The organism is Arthrobacter sp. UYCu712 (assembly GCF_040547005.1).
GTDB lineage: Bacteria > Actinomycetota > Actinomycetes > Actinomycetales > Micrococcaceae > Arthrobacter.
In genome coordinates, this window is the sequence record NZ_JBEPOZ010000004.1 from 1 (window position 1) to 16,642 (window position 16,642).

Here is a 16,642-nt window from a genome sequence, read left to right on the forward strand (position 1 = left end):
ACCCGTCCAGGGTGGCGGGTTCGTCGGTGGCGCCCAGCAGCGACAGGACCGGGACGGTGATCAGGACCTGCGCCCGCGGGGACGGGACGTCTCCGGCGGTGTCCCCGCCCGTGGCGGTTCCGCTGCCGCCCATGCTCCCGCCCGTGCCGGTGCCGTCGCCGGGCATTCCGGTGCCGCCGTCGGCAGTTCCGCCGGTGCTGCCGGTGCCGGTGGTGTGGCTGGTGAGGAGCCGCGTGGCGGCGATGTCGGCGCGGAGCTGGGTCAGGGTGCGGGTCTCGCGGGGGCCTTGGAGGGCGCGGGCGGCGGCGGTGGTCCGCTCCCAGATCCCTGCGGCGGTGTCGGCCGGGAGGTACGCCGAAAGCCAGGCCATGCCGTCCCGGTCCGGGGCGTATTCGACCCGCCGGTCCGCGGCGCTTCTGCTGTGGCGTTGTTCGATGCTGGCCAAGTGGTGGCGTTCGCGCCAGGTGCGTGCCTTGGCGCGGAACCGGGACGGGACAAGGTCTCCGGCCGGACACCCGCGGGCGGGGTCGGGCGCGCCGGGGTCCAGGAAGTGCGCTTCGAGGGCGGCCGCGCCGGCGGGATCCAGGCCGGTGGTTTCGTCGACGATGATCCGGGCGTGCTGCCAGGAGATCGTCCCCGCCCCCAGGGCGTTCAGGGTCAGCGGCAACGCCGTCGTCAGTGCCTGGCATTCTCCCAGGAGGGCGGCGGAGGCCCGTTCGCTGACGGTCAGGACACAGGCGACCTCGGCCACCAGTGCCATCTCCCGGGCGGTGTGTTCCGGCGGGGACGCAGCCGGTGGTCTCAGGGCCCTGGCCGCCCCCACGTATCCGGCGGCCAGCCTGACCTTCAGCGCAGCGAACCTGGCTTCCATCCGGGCCACATCGGCGAGACCGTCCAGGCAATCATCCGCCAGATCCCGCAACGGATCGGCGCTTCGCAACGGAGCGGGCCCGGACGGATCAGGGAGGTCCGTCCCGGAGCCGGCGCAGGCAGCAAACACCGCCGAGGCCGCGGCAACGGCCTCCAGTGCCGCCCTGCTGTCCGCCATCCAAGCCGCCCTGCTCTCCATACCCACAGCATCGCAGGAGGCACCGACATTTGAGGGGGTGCCAACCAGCAACTTGTGGTCAGCGCCGGTTGGCGGCTCGGCACGATGAATGAGCGCCACTTGACCCGCAGGAACCAGGTCCTGTTGTGACGCACAACGCCTCGTCCGGAGCAGGCCCGGAGCAGGTCCGCGGCGGCCCGTGTGGTAATTTGAAAGGGCAAATGATCCTTTTTTAATTCCGTCCCGTGAGGCGGGGAAAGGGGAGACGAGCGTTGACTTCTGTTCCAGAAGCACCGGTTCCGGCCAAGGTTGTTCTTACCCGAGTGGTACTCGGCCAGGCGGACATCGACCGTGCACTCACTCGTATCGCCCATGAGATTCTCGAGTCCAACAAAGGCTCCCAGGACCTGGTCCTGCTGGGCATCCCTCGGAGGGGCTACCCCCTCGCCGTCCGGCTTGCCGAGAAGATTGCCGCCGCCGATCCCACCGTGGACGCCGCCGCGATCGTGGGCCAGTTGGATGTGACCATGTTCCGCGATGACCTCTCACACCAGCCGACGCGGCCGCCGTACCCCACCCAGCTTCCCCGCACCGGGATCGACAACAAAGTTGTTGTGCTGATCGACGACGTCCTCTACTCCGGCCGCACCATCCGGGCGGCGCTCGACGCCATCATCGACCTCGGCCGCCCCCGGATCGTCCGCCTCGCCGTGCTGATCGACCGAGGCCACCGGGAACTGCCCATCCGCGCGGACCACGTCGGCAAGAACCTGCCCACGTCGTCGTCGGAGAAGGTACGCGTACGGCTCGAGGAGACCGACTCCGTCGACGGCGTCCCCGTCAATGAAGTGGTCATCGAGGCCACCGCATGAGGCACCTGCTCTCCACCGAGGACCTGAGCCTGCACAACGCCATCCGCATCCTGGACACTGCCGAGGAAATGGCGGCCGTGGGGGAGCGCGAGGTCAAGAAGCTCCCCGCACTGCGCGGCCGCACCGTGGTGAACCTGTTCTTCGAAGACTCCACCCGCACCCGGATCTCCTTCGAAGCCGCGGCCAAGCGCCTCTCGGCGGACGTCATCAACTTCGCCGCGAAGGGCTCCTCCGTCTCCAAGGGCGAGTCGCTCAAGGACACCGCCCAGACCCTGGCGGCGATGGGCGCCGACGCCGTGGTCATCCGGCACTGGGCCTCGGGGGCCCCGCACCGGCTCGCCGCCACCGACTGGATCGACGCCGCCGTCATCAACGCCGGCGACGGCACCCACGAACACCCCACCCAGGCGCTGCTGGACGCGTTCACGATGCGCCGGCACTGGTCGAAGCTGGCGGGGACGCCCTCCGCCGGGGCCGATCTCAAGGGCATGCGCGTCGCGATCGCCGGCGACGTGCTGCACTCCAGGGTGGCCCGCTCCAACGTCTGGCTCCTGCGCACCCTGGGCGCCGAAGTCACGCTGGTGGCCCCGCCCACGCTGCTGCCCATCGGCGTCGAAAAATGGCCCTGCGCGGTCAGCTACGACCTCGACGAGACGCTCGCCCGCGGCGTGGACGCCATGATGATGCTCCGCGTGCAGGGGGAACGGATGAACGCCTCGTTCTTCCCCACGACGCGCGAATACTCCCGCCGCTGGGGCTTCGACGACAACCGGCTCCGTGCCCTGGACCGGCTGGGCCTGAAGGACACCATCATCATGCACCCCGGCCCCATGAACCGGGGGCTGGAAATTTCCTCCGCAGCGGCGGACTCGCCCCGCTCCACTGTGCTCGCACAGGTCCGCAACGGCGTCTCCATCCGCATGGCCGCCCTCTACCTGCTGCTCTCCGGGGACACCCGCGAACCAGCCGCCAATTCCACGAAGGAGAGCCACTGATGGCATCACAGCAACAGGACACCGGCACCAACGGCGCCTACCTGATCCGCGGAGCCGCCATCCTCGGCGGGGCCCCTGAAGACCTCCTGATCCGCGACGGCGTCATCGCCGAACGCGGCCACGGCCTCTCCGCCGAGGGCGCCACCGTCATCGAGGCCGCCGGGCTCGTGGCCCTGCCCGGCATGGTGGACATCCACACCCACCTGCGCGAACCCGGCCGCGAGGACGCCGAAACGGTCGAGACCGGCACCCGCGCCGCGGCCCTGGGCGGCTACACGGCCGTGCACGCGATGGCCAACAGCACCCCGGTGGCGGACACCGCCGGCGTCGTCGAACAGGTCCTCACCCTGGGCCGCACCGCCGGCTGGGTGGACGTCCGCCCGGTCGGCGCCGTCACAGTCGGCCTGGCGGGGGAGCAGCTCGCCGAACTCGGTGCGATGGCCGATTCCCGCGCCCGGGTCCGGGTCTTCTCCGACGACGGCATCTGCGTCCACGACCCGGTCCTCATGCGCCGCGCCCTTGAATATGTCAAGGCGTTCGACGGCGTCGTGGCCCAGCACGCGCAGGAACCCCGGCTCACCGCCGGCGCCCAGATGAACGAGGGCGAAGTGTCCGCCGTCCTCGGCCTCACCGGCTGGCCCGCGGTCGCCGAGGAAAGCATCATTGCCCGCGACGTCCTGCTCGCCCAGCACGTCGGCTCCCGGCTGCACGTCTGCCACGTGTCCACCGCCGGATCCGTCGAAATCATCCGCTGGGCCAAGTCCCGCGGCGTCAACGTCACGGCCGAGGTCACACCGCACCACCTCTGGCTGACCGACGAACTCGCCCGCAGCTACGACCCCGTCTACAAGGTCAACCCGCCGCTGCGCACCGACGCGGACGTCCAGGCCCTCCGTGCCGCCCTGGCCGACGGAACCATCGACGTCATCGGCACGGACCACGCCCCGCACCCGAGCGAACACAAGGAATGCGAGTGGGCGCAGGCCGCGATGGGCATGACCGGGCTGGAAACCGCGCTGTCCGTGGTGCAGCACACCATGATCGAAACCGGCCTGATGGGCTGGGCGGACTTCGCCCGGGTCACCTCGACCGCCCCGGCAGCAATCGGCCGGCTGGAAGACCAGGGACGGCCGCTCGACGCCGGCGAACCCGCCAACGTCACACTCGTGGACCCGGCTGCGCGCTGGACCGTGGACCCTTCTAAGATGGCAACCATGGGCCGTAACTCTCCGTTTGCCGGCCGGGAACTCCCGGGCAAGGTGGTGGCGACGTTCTTCAAGGGCCACCCCACCGTCCTCGAGGGCAAACTCAACACCCCGTACCGGTGGCCGGCCGACGCCGTCGACGCCGCAACGGCGGGCCGTAACTGATGGACAGGCTGCTCCCCGGACTGTTCATGCTCTCCCTCGCCGTGGTCGTCGTCGCCCTGCTGGCGGTCGGCTGGCGGAACAGGCTGCGCCGCCAGGCCGACGTCGACCCCCTGCCTGTGCTCCCCGCGGAGCTGGGTGCCGCGCTGGCAGCGGCCGACGGCCAGTACGTTGCCTCCACCACCGCCGGTGACTGGCTGGACCGCATCGCTGTCCACAACCTCGGCATCCGGACCAACGCCGAACTCAGCGTCCACCCCGACGGTGTGCTCTTCGACCGGACCGGCGCCGGCCCGGTCTTCATCCCGGCCGCCAACCTCACCGGAGTGCGGCAGGAAAGCGGTATGGCCGGGAAGTTCGTCGAAAAGGACGGACTGCTGGTCATCAGCTGGATGCTGGGCACCCGCGAGCTGGACTCCGGATTCCGCACCCGGAACGCCGCCGACAAGTCAACCCTCCTCAACGCCCTGCAAGATCTCATCTCCGCAGCCCCTCAGGCCAACGCCGATAGTGGAAAGTAACAACGTGACGGACCCCAACGCAGTGTCAGAAAAAACAGCTTCAGAAACAGCAGTCACAGATTCTGCCGGGACAGAAACGGCTGCCGCAGCGGCATCCACCCCCGCGGCCCTGGTCCTTGAAGACGGCCGCATCTTCCGCGGCACCAGCTACGGCGCCACCGGCACCGCCCTCGGCGAGGCCGTATTCGCCACCGGCATGACCGGCTACCAGGAGACCATCACCGATCCCTCCTACGCCCGCCAGCTGGTGGTCCAGACGGCACCGCACATCGGCAACACCGGCGTGAACCAGGACGACGCCGAGTCCCGGCGGATCTGGGTGGCCGGCTACATTGTCCGCGACGCCGCCCGCCGCCCCTCCAACTGGCGCTCCGAGCGGTCCCTCGACGCCGAGCTCATCGACCAGGGCATCGTCGGCATCCAGGGCGTGGACACCCGCGCCATCACCCGGCACCTGCGTGAACACAAGACCATGCGCGCCGGGATCTTCTCCGGCGACGCGGTCCGCGCCACGGACAAGGAACTCGTGGACACCGTCCTCGCCAGCGCCCCGATGGAAGGCGCACGCCTCGCCGAGGAAGTCAGCGTCGACAAGGCCTACACGGTCGAACCCAAGGACTGGGGCTGGGACGGCGAACCGCGCTTCAGCATCGCCGCGATCGACCTCGGGATCAAACGGATGACCCCTATCCGCTTCGCCGAGCGCGGCGTCCGCGTGCACGTGCTGCCGGCCACCGCCACCCTGGCGGATGTCCAGGCGGTCAACCCCGACGGCTTCTTTATGTCCAACGGCCCCGGCGACCCCGCCACGGCCGACGACCAGGTCAAACTGCTCCGCTCGGTGCTGGACGAGCAGATCCCGTACTTCGGCATCTGCTTCGGCAACCAGATCCTGGGCCGCGCCCTGGGCTTCGGCACCTACAAGCTCCGCTACGGACACCGCGGCATTAACCAGCCCGTCATGGACCGCCGCACCGGCAAGGTGGAAATCACCTCGCAGAACCACGGCTTCGCCGTCGACGCCCCGCTCAACGGCGCTACCCAGGCCCCCGAGGAGCGCTTCGGCCGGGTCGAGGTCAGCCACGTGAGCCTCAACGACGACGTCGTCGAGGGCCTGTCCTGCCTCGACATCCCCGCCTTCTCCGTGCAGTACCACCCCGAGGCGGCCTCCGGCCCGCACGACGCCGCCTACCTCTTCGACCGCTTCATCCAGCTGATGGCTGACGCTTCTTCAAAGACAGAGACAGACACAAAGACTGCCACCGCATCCAAGACTGAGGACAAGAAGTAATGCCCAAGAGAACTGACCTTAAGAGCGTCCTGGTCATCGGTTCCGGTCCGATCGTGATCGGCCAGGCCGCCGAATTCGACTATTCCGGCACCCAGGCACTGCGCGTCCTCAAGGAGGAAGGCCTGCGCGTCATCCTCGTCAACTCCAACCCGGCCACCATCATGACGGACCCCGAGTTCGCCGACGCCACCTACATCGAGCCGATCACCCCCGAGGTGGTCGAGAAAATCATCGCCAAGGAACGCCCCGACGCGATCCTGCCCACGCTGGGCGGGCAGACCGCGCTCAACACGGCCATCGCCCTGGACAAGAACGGCGTCCTGGAGAAATACAACGTGGAGCTGATCGGCGCCAACATCGCCGCGATCGAGCTCGGCGAGGACCGCGAGAAGTTCAAGGGCGTCGTGGAACGTTGCGGCGCCGAATCGGCCCGCAGCCACATCATCCACACCATTGACGAGGCCCTCACCGCGGCCGAAGACCTCGGCTACCCGATGGTCGTCCGGCCCTCCTTTACCATGGGCGGCCTCGGCTCCGGCCTGGCCTACGACGAAAACGACCTTCGCCGGATCGTCGGCCAGGGCCTGCAGTACAGCCCCACCAGCGAGGTGCTGCTCGAAGAGAGCATCCTCGGCTGGAAGGAATACGAGCTGGAGATGATGCGCGACAAGAACGACAACGTCGTGGTGGTCTGCTCCATCGAGAACTTCGACCCGGTCGGCGTGCACACCGGTGACTCGATCACCGTCGCCCCGGCCCTGACCCTGACGGACCGCGAATACCAGCGCCTGCGCGACATCTCCATTGCCGTGATCCGCGAGGTGGGCGTCGACACCGGCGGCTGCAACATCCAGTTCGCCGTCGAGCCGGACACCGGCCGCGTCGTAGTGATCGAGATGAACCCGCGCGTCTCGCGCTCCTCGGCCCTCGCCTCCAAGGCGACCGGCTTCGCGATCGCCAAGATCGCCACCAAGCTCTCCCTCGGCTACACCCTGGACGAGATCCCGAACGACATCACCCAGAAGACGCCGGCCTCTTTCGAGCCGACCCTGGACTACGTCGTGGTGAAGGTCCCGCGGTTCGCCTTCGAGAAGTTCCCGGCCGCTGACCCTACCCTGACCACCACCATGAAGTCGGTGGGCGAGGCCATGGCAATGGGCCGCAACTTCGCCGAGGCCCTGCAGAAGGCGCTCCGCTCCCTCGAACAGAAGGGCTCCCAGCTGGACTTCAGCCACGTCCCGGAATGGGAAGTGGCCGAACTCATCGAGAAGTCCAAGCGGCCCACCACGGAACGCCTGCACCAGGTCCAGCGGGCCCTGCTTGGCGGCGCCACTGTGGAACAGCTCTTCGAAGCCACCAAGATCGACCCCTGGTACCTGGACCAGCTCCAGCTCCTGAACGAGATCTCCCTCGAAATCCGCCAGGCGGCGGCCCTGACCCCGGAGATGCTGAAACGCGCCAAGCGCCACGGCTTCTCCGACGAGCAGATCGGTGCCCTGACGCACAACGCCGAGGACGTCGTCCGCGGCGTCCGGCAGGCCCTCGGCATCCGCCCCGTCTACAAGACCGTGGACACCTGCGCCGCCGAGTTCGCCGCCTACACCCCGTACCACTACTCGTCCTACGACGAGGAGGACGAGGTCGCGCTGCACGCCAAGCCGTCCATCATCATTCTCGGTTCCGGTCCCAACCGGATCGGCCAGGGCATCGAGTTCGACTACTCCTGCGTGCACGCCTCGATGGCGTTGCGCAAGGCCGGCTACGAGACCGTGATGGTCAACTGCAACCCGGAAACCGTGTCCACCGACTACGACGTCTCCACCCGGCTGTACTTCGAGCCGCTCACCCTGGAAGACGTGCTCGAGGTCATCGCGGCCGAAGAGCGCACCGGCGGCGTGATGGGTGTCTTCGTCCAGCTCGGCGGCCAGACCCCCCTCAAACTCGCCCAGCAGCTCGCCGACGCCGGCGTGCCGATCCTCGGCACCTCGCCGGAGGCGATCGACCTCGCCGAACACCGCGGCGCCTTCTCGCGCGTGCTCGACAAGGCCGGGCTCATCTCGCCGAAGAACGGCACCGCCGTGTCCTTCGAGGACGCCAAGAAGATCGCCGACGAGATCGGCTACCCGGTCCTGGTCCGCCCGTCCTACGTCCTGGGCGGCCGCGGCATGGAAATCGTCTACGACGAGCCCAACCTCTCCCGCTACATCGCCAACGCGACCGAAATCACGCCGGACCACCCGGTACTGATCGACCGGTTCCTCGAGGACGCCGTCGAGATCGACGTCGACGCACTCTACGACGGCACGGAGATGTACCTCGGCGGCATCATGGAGCACATCGAGGAAGCCGGCATCCACTCCGGCGACTCGGCGTGCGTGCTGCCGCCGATCACCCTGGGCAACAACGTGCTGGAGCGGGTCCGGACCGCCACGCTGGCCATCGCCGAGGGCGTGGGCGTCCGCGGCCTGATCAACATCCAGTTCGCCCTCGCCTCCGACGTGCTCTACGTCCTCGAAGCCAACCCGCGGGCCTCCCGCACCGTGCCGTTCGTCTCCAAGGCGACCGGTGTCCAGATGGCCAAGGCCGCCGCCCTGATCGGCACCGGCGTGACCATCAACCAGCTCCGCACGGCCTACAAGATGCTGCCGGAAACCGGCGACGGCTCCACGCTGCCGCTCGATGCGCCGGTTTCGGTCAAGGAAGCCGTGCTGCCGTTCAGCCGCTTCCGCACCCCGGAGGGCAAGGTGGTTGACTCCCTGCTCGGCCCCGAGATGCGCTCCACGGGCGAGGTCATGGGCATCGACAAGCACTTCGATACGGCCTTCGCCAAGAGCCAGGCGGCCGCCAACAACGCGCTGCCCACCGAGGGCAAGATCTTCGTCTCGGTGGCCAACCGGGACAAGCGCTCGGTCATCATGGGCGTCAAGCGGCTCTCCGACCTCGGCTTCGAGATCGTCTCCACCGGCGGCACCGCCGATGTGCTGCGCCGCAACGGCATCCAGGCCACCCCGGTCCGGAAGGTCGCGGAAGGCTCCAGCGCCGAAGGCGAAGGCACCATCGCCGACCTCATCATCGCCGGCGAGATCGACATGGTCTTCAACACCCCCTCCGGTGGCGAAGCCCGCAGCGACGGCTACGAACTGCGCGCCGCCGCGACCTCGATCGGGATCCCGTGCATCACGACAGTGGCGGAGTTCAACGCCGCCGTCCAGGCCATCGAGGCGCTGCGCACCTACGAATGGTCCGTGACGAGCCTGCAGGAGCACGCGGCCGCGCTGTTTGCCTCGCAGGAACGCGTGTCGCAGGAAGCGGACTCGCATGCCTGAGGATGCCACCGCTGATACGGCCGGCCGGGAGTCCTTCGGCTCCCGGCTGGGCCGGGCCATGGCCGACCGCGGTCAGCTGTGCGTCGGGATCGATCCGCACCCCGCACTGCTGCAGCGCTGGGGCCTGAACGACGACGTCGCCGCCCTGGAGCGCTTCTCGCTCACCGTGCTGGAGGCCGTCGGGTCCCTCGCTGCCGCGGTGAAGCCGCAGGTGGCGCTGTATGAGCGGCACGGTTCCGCCGGGATAGCTGTGCTGGAACGTACCCTGGCCGCGGCCGCGGACGCGTCGGTGCTGACCATCGCGGACGCCAAGCGCGGCGACATCGGCTCCACCATGGCCGCCTACGCCGACGCCTGGCTGCGCGACGGCTCCGCCCTGGCCGCCGACTCGGTGACGCTGAGCCCGTACCTGGGCTTCGAATCGCTCCGGCCGGCCCTGGACCTCGCGGCCGGGACCGGGCGCGGCGTGTTCGTTTTGGCGCTGACCTCCAATCCCGAGGGCGCCTCCGTGCAACACGTCGGCGGCGCGGATTCCGTGGCGCGGCGCATCGTGCTGGCCGCAGCCGCTGAAAACCAGCGGTATGCGGGGCCGCTGGGCTCGGTGGGGCTCGTTGTGGGCGCCACTGTCGGTTCCGCATTGACCGGGCTGGGCCTGGACCTGGCCGCAGTCCGCGGCCCGATCCTGGCCCCTGGCCTGGGCGCGCAGGGCGCCACGGCGGCGGATCTGCGGCGTACCTTCGGGAACGCCTACGGGCAGGTGCTCGGCACGTCCAGCCGTGAAATCCTCGGCGCCGGACCACGGATCCAGGACCTCCAGGACGCGGCCCGGCGCACCCTCGAGAAGCTGCGCGCGGCCTGACCTTCGGACAAGCTGGGGCCGGGGCAATCATCCATTGATTTCTTCGGCGTCCAGACTGTAGGTTCAGGACACGCCCACGGCAACTGCCTGGGCGCTGTCCGGCCGGCCCGTCACACCGGAGTGTTGACTTACTTACCGTCTGACAGGCCCGGCAGCGCACGCAGGGAGGACTTCAGTGAGCTTGCGACCCCTCACTCCGCAAGAGCGTGCCGACGCCCTGGGCAAGGCGGCCGCCGCCAGGACCACCCGGGCCGCGGCCAAGGAGCGGCTGAAATCCGGGGAGCTGAGCATCGCGCAGCTCCTGGACGCCGGCGACACTGATGACGCCATCGCCCGGATGCGGATAGTCGAGCTGCTCGAGGCCCTGCCGGGGATCGGGCGGGTCCGCGCCGCGGCGATCATGGAACAGCTCGGCATTGCCGCCTCGCGGCGGGTCCGCGGCCTGGGAATTCACCAGCGCCGGGCGCTGGTAGATTTTATAGACGATAAATAGCTCGGTCCGCCAGCTATTCCAAACACTGTCCGAAGGAATATGTGAGCAAGAAACCGGGACTGACAGTCCTCGCCGGCCCGACGGCTGTTGGCAAAGGCACCGTGTCCACCTACATCCGGGACAACTATCCCGGCGTCTGGCTTTCCGTGTCGGCAACCACCCGGCCGGCGCGGCCGGGGGAGATCGACGGCGTGCATTACTTCTTCAAGTCCGCCGAGGACTTCGATGCCCTGGTCGAAAACGGCGACCTGCTGGAATGGGCCGTGGTCCATGGCCGCAACCGCTACGGCACGCTCCGCAGTACCGTGGACGCCGCCATCGCGGAGGGCCGCTCCGTCCTCCTGGAAATCGATCTGCAGGGCGCGCGGCAGGTCAAGCAGGCCGTGCCGGACGCGCAGTTCGTCTTCCTGGCACCGCCGAGCTGGGACGAAATGGTCCGCCGGCTGGTGGGCCGCGGCACGGAAACAGCCGAAGAACAACAGCAGAGGCTGGAAACCGCTAAACTAGAACTTGCCGCTGAACCGGAGTTTGACCACACCGTCATCAATGATGACGTTCGACGGGCAGCGGACGAGCTTGTTTCACTCATGGGGCTGACCCCGAACCCACGCTAGGCGCCGGGACGTATCGGCCCGTTAGAATTTGGAGAATTCGTGTCCACGAACCTTGAAGGCATCATCAACCCGCCGATCGACGAGCTGCTGAAGGCTGCCGACTCGAAGTACGGACTGGTAATCTTCGGCGCCAAGCGCGCACGCCAGATCAACGCTTACTACGCCCAGCTGCACGAGGGCCTGTTCGAGTACGTCGGCCCGCTGGTCGACACCAAGCTGAATGAGAAGTCGCTCTCGATCGCCCTGCGCGAAATCAACGAGGGCAAGCTCGTCTCCACGCCGATCGAACCTGCAGAGTAATTACGCAGCTGTAGACGGAGGTCACGTGCGCATAGTCCTCGGAGTCGGGGGAGGGATAGCCGCCTACAAGGTGGCGTCGCTCCTCCGGCTTTTTACTGAAGCCGGCCATGACGTTACGGTCATCCCCACCGAGGCCGCCACCCGTTTCGTCGGCGTGGCCACGTGGGAAGCGCTGTCCGGGCACCCGGTCACCAACAGTGTCTTTGACGAGGTCCACACCGTCAACCACGTCCGCCTCGGCCACGAGGCCGAGCTGATCGTCGTGGCACCGGCGACCGCCGATCTGCTGGCCCGCGCCGCCACCGGACAGGCCAACGACCTCCTCACCAACACCCTTCTGATGGCCGGCGGCTCCCCGGTGCTCATGGCCCCGGCCATGCACACCGAGATGTGGCAGCACCCCGCCACCCAGGCCAACGTCGAGACCCTGCGCAGCCGGGGCGTCACCGTGCTCGAACCCGCGTCCGGACGCCTGACCGGCGCCGACACCGGGCCCGGCCGGCTGCCCGAACCCGAGACCATCTTCCAGGCCGCCATGGCCCTCGCCGGTGCATCCGCCGTCCCCGGCACCGAGTACCTGACGCCGCCGGACGCCGTACCGGCAACAGATCCCGCGGACGATCCTGCCTTGGTGTCCCGGCCGTCGCCCACCCGGCCGCTGGCCGGACTGACCGTCACCATCAGCGCAGGCGGCACCCGCGAACCGCTGGACCCCGTCCGTTTCCTCGGGAACCGTTCCTCCGGCAAGCAGGGCGTGGCCCTGGCCGTGGCCGCCCGCGAGGCCGGCGCGAAAGTCAGGCTGCTGGCCGCCCACATGGAAGTCCCGGCCCCCGCCGGCGTCGAGGTCGTCGAGGTCGAGACAGCCCTGGAGCTGCGCAAGGCGGCCCTGCACGCGGCCGCCGATTCCGACGTCGTCATCATGGCCGCCGCCGTCGCCGACTTCCGCCCGGCGGACGTCTCCGGCACCAAAATCAAGAAACGCGACGACGTCGCCGATCCCGTCATCTCCCTGGTCCGCAACCCTGACATCCTGCAGGAGCTCGTGGAGGTCCGCGACGCGGCGTCCCGGAACCAGCTGATCGTCGGCTTCGCGGCCGAGACCGGGGACAGCGACGGCGAAGTGCTGGAGTACGCCGAAGCCAAGCTGCGCCGAAAGGCCTGCGATCTCCTCGTGGTCAACCAGGTGGGCAAGGACCGCGTATTCGGCGAGGACACCAATTCCGTAGTCATCCTTTCCCGCACCGGCTCCGAACCCCAAGAGGCGTCGGGTTCCAAATCCGACGTTGCGGCTGCCGTCATTGACCGCGTCAGCGCCGAGTTGAGTCGGGTTGTCCCGCCAGCTTGAGCGCTGGCGTAATGAATGTCTCCTTAGCACTGAGACACACGCCGCCGGACGTCCGTTTTCCAACCAGTAAGGTAGTTGAGTGACTTTACCGCTGCACATCCCTGACTTCCACGGGTCCACGCCCGCCTCGCTCCGGCTGTTCACGTCCGAGTCGGTGACTGAGGGGCATCCCGACAAGATCTGTGACCAGATCAGCGATGCCATTCTCGACGCCCTGTTGGCCAAGGACCCCGAGTCCCGGGTCGCCGTGGAGACACTGGCCACCACCGGGCTGGTCCACGTCGCCGGTGAAGTCACCACGGACGCCTATGTCGAAATCCCGCAGATCGTCCGGGAGACCATCCTGGGCATCGGCTACGACTCCTCGGCCAACGGCTTCGATGGAGCCCGCTGCGGTGTGTCCGTCTCGATCGGCCAGCAGTCCAACGACATTGCCGGCGGCGTGTTCAACTCGCTCGAAGCCCGCGAAGGACGCCAGGAGGACGACTACGACCTTCAGGGCGCAGGTGACCAGGGCCTGATGTTCGGCTACGCCAGCGACGAGACCCCCTCCTACATGCCGGTCCCGATCTGGATCGCGCACCGCCTCTCCGAGCGCCTCACCGAGGTCCGGAAAAACGGCGACTTGTCCTACCTCCGCCCCGACGGCAAGACCCAGGTGACGGTCGGTTACGACGGCGACCGCCCGGTTTCGGTCGAGACTGTGGTCATCTCCAGCCAGCACGCCGAGGGCGCCAGCCTCGAGCAGCTCCGGGCAGACCTCGCCGCGTATGTGGTTGATCCTGTCCTTGCCATGTCCAACCTCGACATCTCACGGACCCGGAACATCCTGAACCCGGCCGGCGCCTTCGTCATCGGCGGCCCGGTCGGCGATGCCGGCCTCACGGGCCGCAAGATCATCGTCGACACCTACGGCGGCATGGCCCGCCACGGCGGCGGCGCTTTCTCCGGCAAGGATCCGTCTAAGGTGGACCGGTCGGCCGCCTACGCGATGCGCTGGGTCGCGAAAAACGTCGTCGCCGCGGGACTCGCCAAGCGCGCCGAAATCCAGATCGCGTACGCGATCGGCCAGGCCCGCCCGGTGGGCACCTACGTCGAGACCTTCGGCACGGAAACTGTCGATCCCGCCCGGATCAGCGCCGCGATCGCGGAGATCTTCGACCTGCGCCCCCGCGCGATCATCGATGCCCTCGACCTGAAGCGCCCGATCTACGCCAAGACCGCCGCGCACGGCCACTTCGGCCGGGAGGATCCCGACTTCACCTGGGAACGCCTGGACCGGGTCGATGAACTGAAGGCATTCTTCAACGCCTGACCGCTTCTTTGTCACTGCGTTAATGTCACTGCCGTGTGATGTGCTGTAGCCAGGCCGCCGTTCCGGGGCCTGGCTACTTTCGATTGAGCTGAAGGGAGGGACACACCATGACCCAGGTCCGTGGCGGCGCGCCGGCGCCGGATGAACCCCTCCAGCTGTCCCTGCTCCATGGCTTCCCCGCCTCCGCTGCGTCGGCGACATCGGGCCTTGCCCTCGCGGCGGAGCTGCCGGTTGCGCGGGTCCTGCTCGAATCGTCCCTGCCGCACCTTGACCGGCCGTTCGACTACAGCGTCCCCGCCGACCTCGACGCCGAGGCGCGCCCCGGCGTCCGGGTCAAGGTGAAGTTCAACGGACAGGAACTGCCCGGCTACCTCGTGGCGCGGGCGGCCGGCTCCGATGCCGGCCACACCCTCGTGCCGCTGCACAAAGTGGTGTCTTCGGTACCCGTGCTGACCCCTGCCGTCGCGGAGCTCGCCGGGCACGTGGCGGCCCGCTACGCCGGGACCGTCAGCGACGTCCTGCGCGTCGCGGTGCCGCCCCGGATGGCCAAACTGGAGAAGGAGTTCGCCCCGGACGGCCATCTGGACCCGGCCCTGTTTGCCGAAGCCGGGTCCGACCACGGGGCAGGACCGGCAATCCCGGCCGGCCTGGAAGCCTCCAGCTGGTCCGGTTACCGCAACGGTCCGGCCTTCCTCCAGCATCTGGGCGCGGGGGAGTCGCCCCGCGCCGTGCTCAGCGCGCTCCAGGGATTCGGTCCCGGGGGCTGGCCGCGGATGCTCGCCGAAGCCGTGGCCGCCGTCCGCCTGTCCGGCCGCGGCGCCGTCGTGGTGGTGCCGGACTACCGGGACCTGGACCGGGTCGAGTCGGCCCTGCTTGAGCTCCTTCCCGCCGGGGACGTCGCCCGGCTTACCGCGGACGACGGCCAGACACCGCGCTACCGCAGCTTCCTGCGCCTCCTCAGCGGGGCCGCCGGCGTCGCCGTGGGCACCAGGTCCGCCGCGTACGCGCCGGTCCACAACGTAGGGCTCGTGGTCTGCTGGGATGACGGGGACGATCTTCACATCGAGCAACGGTCCCCGTACGCCCACTCCCGTGAGGTCCTCCTGCTCCGCGCCGGGCAGGAGGGCGCGGCCTGCCTGCTCGCGGGACACACCCGCAGTACCGAAACGCAACGGCTGGTCGAGTCCGGCTGGGCCTGGCCCGTGGAGGCGGACCGCGCCGTCGTGCGCAGCACCGTCCCGCGGGTGCTCAACACCGCCGACAGCTTTGAGCTGGAGCATGATCCACTGGCCCGGATCGCGCGGCTGCCCGGCGCCGCCTGGCGCGCCGCCAAGGAAGGCCTGGAACGTGGTCCGGTCCTCGTCCAGGTGGCCCGGGCCGGCTACGCGCCGTCCCTGGCGTGTGAAAACTGCCGTGACCCGGCGCGCTGTACTGTGTGCAGCGGTCCGCTGGCCGTGGCCGGGGCCACCGGTACTTCCGCGGTACCGCAGTGCCGCTGGTGTTCGACGCCGGCGCCGGCCTGGCGCTGCAGCACCTGCAACGGCGTCCGGCTCCGGAGGGGCGCCACGGGGGTGTTGCGCACGGCAGAGGAACTGGGCCGCGCCTTCCCCGGCAAACCCGTCATGACGTCCTCTGGCGACCGGGTGCTGGCCACCGTTCCGGATGTGAAGGCGCTCGTCGTGGCGACAGTCGGGGCGGAACCCGTCGCCGCCGGCGGCTACGCAGCCGCGCTGCTGCTCGATGGCGATTCGCTGCTGCGCCGCGAAAACCTCCGGGCCGGGGAGGACGCCGTCCGCCGCTGGTTCAACGCCGCGGCCCTCGTGCGCCCTGCCCACGACCGGGGCCTGGTGGTCATCACGGCCGACGACACAGCCGGGGTGGGAGCCCTGCTGCGCTGGGACCCGGCCGGTTACGCCCGCCGCGAGCTGGCACTGAGGCAGGAACTGCAGCTGCCGCCGTCGGTGCGGATCGCCTCCGTCACGGGCGGGCGGACCGCCGTCGGACATTTCACCCAGGCCGTCGAACAGCGGCTCGGAACGCAGGGGATCGTGCTGCGGACCGCCGGGCCGGCGCCCCTCGTGATCGCTGCCGGCGCCCCGGGACCGGGCTCCCCGGCCGGGACCACGCCGGGCCGGGGCGGCGGCGAAGACGTCCGGACCCTGTTGTTCATTCCGTACGGCCAGGCAACGGAAGCCACCAAGGTGATGCGGGCCGTCAAGGCTGCCGCCGCCGCGAAACGCACTGATGACCCCGTCCAGCTGAGGCTCGACGGCGTCGACGTCCTGTAGCCGGCGCG

Annotated in this window: 14 protein-coding genes; 13 read left to right on the top strand and 1 reads right to left on the bottom strand. The window is 69.0% G+C overall.

The window, feature by feature from the left end; genetic code table 11:
- Positions 1 to 1,048, bottom strand: a 1,048-nt coding sequence (locus ABIB51_RS05355; RefSeq protein WP_354186212.1) for a DUF222 domain-containing protein, incomplete at its 3' end; no start/stop codon positions are given.
- Positions 1,049 to 1,320: 272 nt separating this feature from the next.
- Here ABIB51_RS05355 and pyrR point away from each other — a divergent pair.
- The 13 genes from pyrR (at position 1,321) to ABIB51_RS05420 (ending at position 16,634) form a co-directional block, all read left to right on the top strand.
- Positions 1,321 to 1,920, top strand: coding sequence for a bifunctional pyr operon transcriptional regulator/uracil phosphoribosyltransferase PyrR (gene pyrR / locus ABIB51_RS05360; RefSeq protein ID WP_354186214.1), 600 nt, complete (start codon positions 1,321 to 1,323; stop codon positions 1,918 to 1,920).
- Positions 1,917 to 2,915 carry an aspartate carbamoyltransferase catalytic subunit gene (locus ABIB51_RS05365; RefSeq protein ID WP_354186216.1) on the top strand — a complete coding sequence of 333 codons (999 nt, stop codon included), beginning with the start codon at positions 1,917 to 1,919 and terminating at the stop codon, positions 2,913 to 2,915. The genes pyrR and ABIB51_RS05365 overlap by 4 nt, the downstream gene beginning before the upstream one ends.
- A complete protein-coding gene (locus ABIB51_RS05370) occupies positions 2,915 to 4,285 on the top strand; it encodes a dihydroorotase (RefSeq protein WP_354186218.1) in 1,371 nt (456 codons plus the stop codon). Before ABIB51_RS05365 ends, ABIB51_RS05370 begins: the two co-directional genes overlap by 1 nt.
- Entirely contained in the window at positions 4,285 to 4,803 is a 519-nt protein-coding gene (locus ABIB51_RS05375; RefSeq protein WP_354186219.1) for a PH-like domain-containing protein, read from the top strand. The genes ABIB51_RS05370 and ABIB51_RS05375 overlap by 1 nt, the downstream gene beginning before the upstream one ends.
- A gap of 4 nt (positions 4,804 to 4,807) precedes the next feature.
- A complete protein-coding gene (gene carA, locus ABIB51_RS05380; protein WP_502916074.1) occupies positions 4,808 to 6,094 on the top strand; it encodes a glutamine-hydrolyzing carbamoyl-phosphate synthase small subunit in 1,287 nt (428 codons plus the stop codon).
- Positions 6,094 to 9,420: a carbamoyl-phosphate synthase large subunit gene (gene carB, locus ABIB51_RS05385; RefSeq protein WP_354186221.1), complete on the top strand. Its 3,327-nt coding sequence runs from the start codon at positions 6,094 to 6,096 to the stop codon at positions 9,418 to 9,420. The genes carA and carB overlap by 1 nt, the downstream gene beginning before the upstream one ends.
- A complete protein-coding gene (gene pyrF / locus ABIB51_RS05390) occupies positions 9,413 to 10,279 on the top strand; it encodes an orotidine-5'-phosphate decarboxylase (protein WP_354186223.1) in 867 nt (288 codons plus the stop codon). Before carB ends, pyrF begins: the two co-directional genes overlap by 8 nt.
- 175 nt (positions 10,280 to 10,454) lie before the next feature.
- A complete protein-coding gene (gene mihF / locus ABIB51_RS05395) occupies positions 10,455 to 10,772 on the top strand; it encodes an integration host factor, actinobacterial type (protein WP_354186225.1) in 318 nt (105 codons plus the stop codon).
- 41 nt (positions 10,773 to 10,813) lie between these two features.
- Complete coding sequence (gmk, locus tag ABIB51_RS05400; RefSeq protein WP_354186227.1) at positions 10,814 to 11,386, top strand: guanylate kinase; 573 nt, start codon at positions 10,814 to 10,816, stop codon at positions 11,384 to 11,386.
- A 39-nt stretch (positions 11,387 to 11,425) separates the two neighbouring features.
- The gene (rpoZ, locus tag ABIB51_RS05405; protein WP_011692102.1) at positions 11,426 to 11,686 is read left to right on the top strand and encodes a DNA-directed RNA polymerase subunit omega; all 261 of its coding nucleotides are present in this window, start codon (positions 11,426 to 11,428) and stop codon (positions 11,684 to 11,686) included.
- Between the two features lie 25 nt (positions 11,687 to 11,711).
- Positions 11,712 to 13,031: a bifunctional phosphopantothenoylcysteine decarboxylase/phosphopantothenate synthase gene (locus ABIB51_RS05410; protein WP_354186229.1), complete on the top strand. Its 1,320-nt coding sequence runs from the start codon at positions 11,712 to 11,714 to the stop codon at positions 13,029 to 13,031.
- Between the two features lie 79 nt (positions 13,032 to 13,110).
- Positions 13,111 to 14,346, top strand: a complete 1,236-nt coding sequence (gene metK, locus ABIB51_RS05415; RefSeq protein ID WP_354186231.1) for a methionine adenosyltransferase — start codon at positions 13,111 to 13,113, stop codon at positions 14,344 to 14,346.
- Positions 14,347 to 14,453: 107 nt separating this feature from the next.
- The gene (locus tag ABIB51_RS05420) at positions 14,454 to 16,634 is read left to right on the top strand and encodes a primosomal protein N' (protein ID WP_354186233.1); all 2,181 of its coding nucleotides are present in this window, start codon (positions 14,454 to 14,456) and stop codon (positions 16,632 to 16,634) included.
- The last annotated feature ends 8 nt before the right edge of the window (positions 16,635 to 16,642 follow it).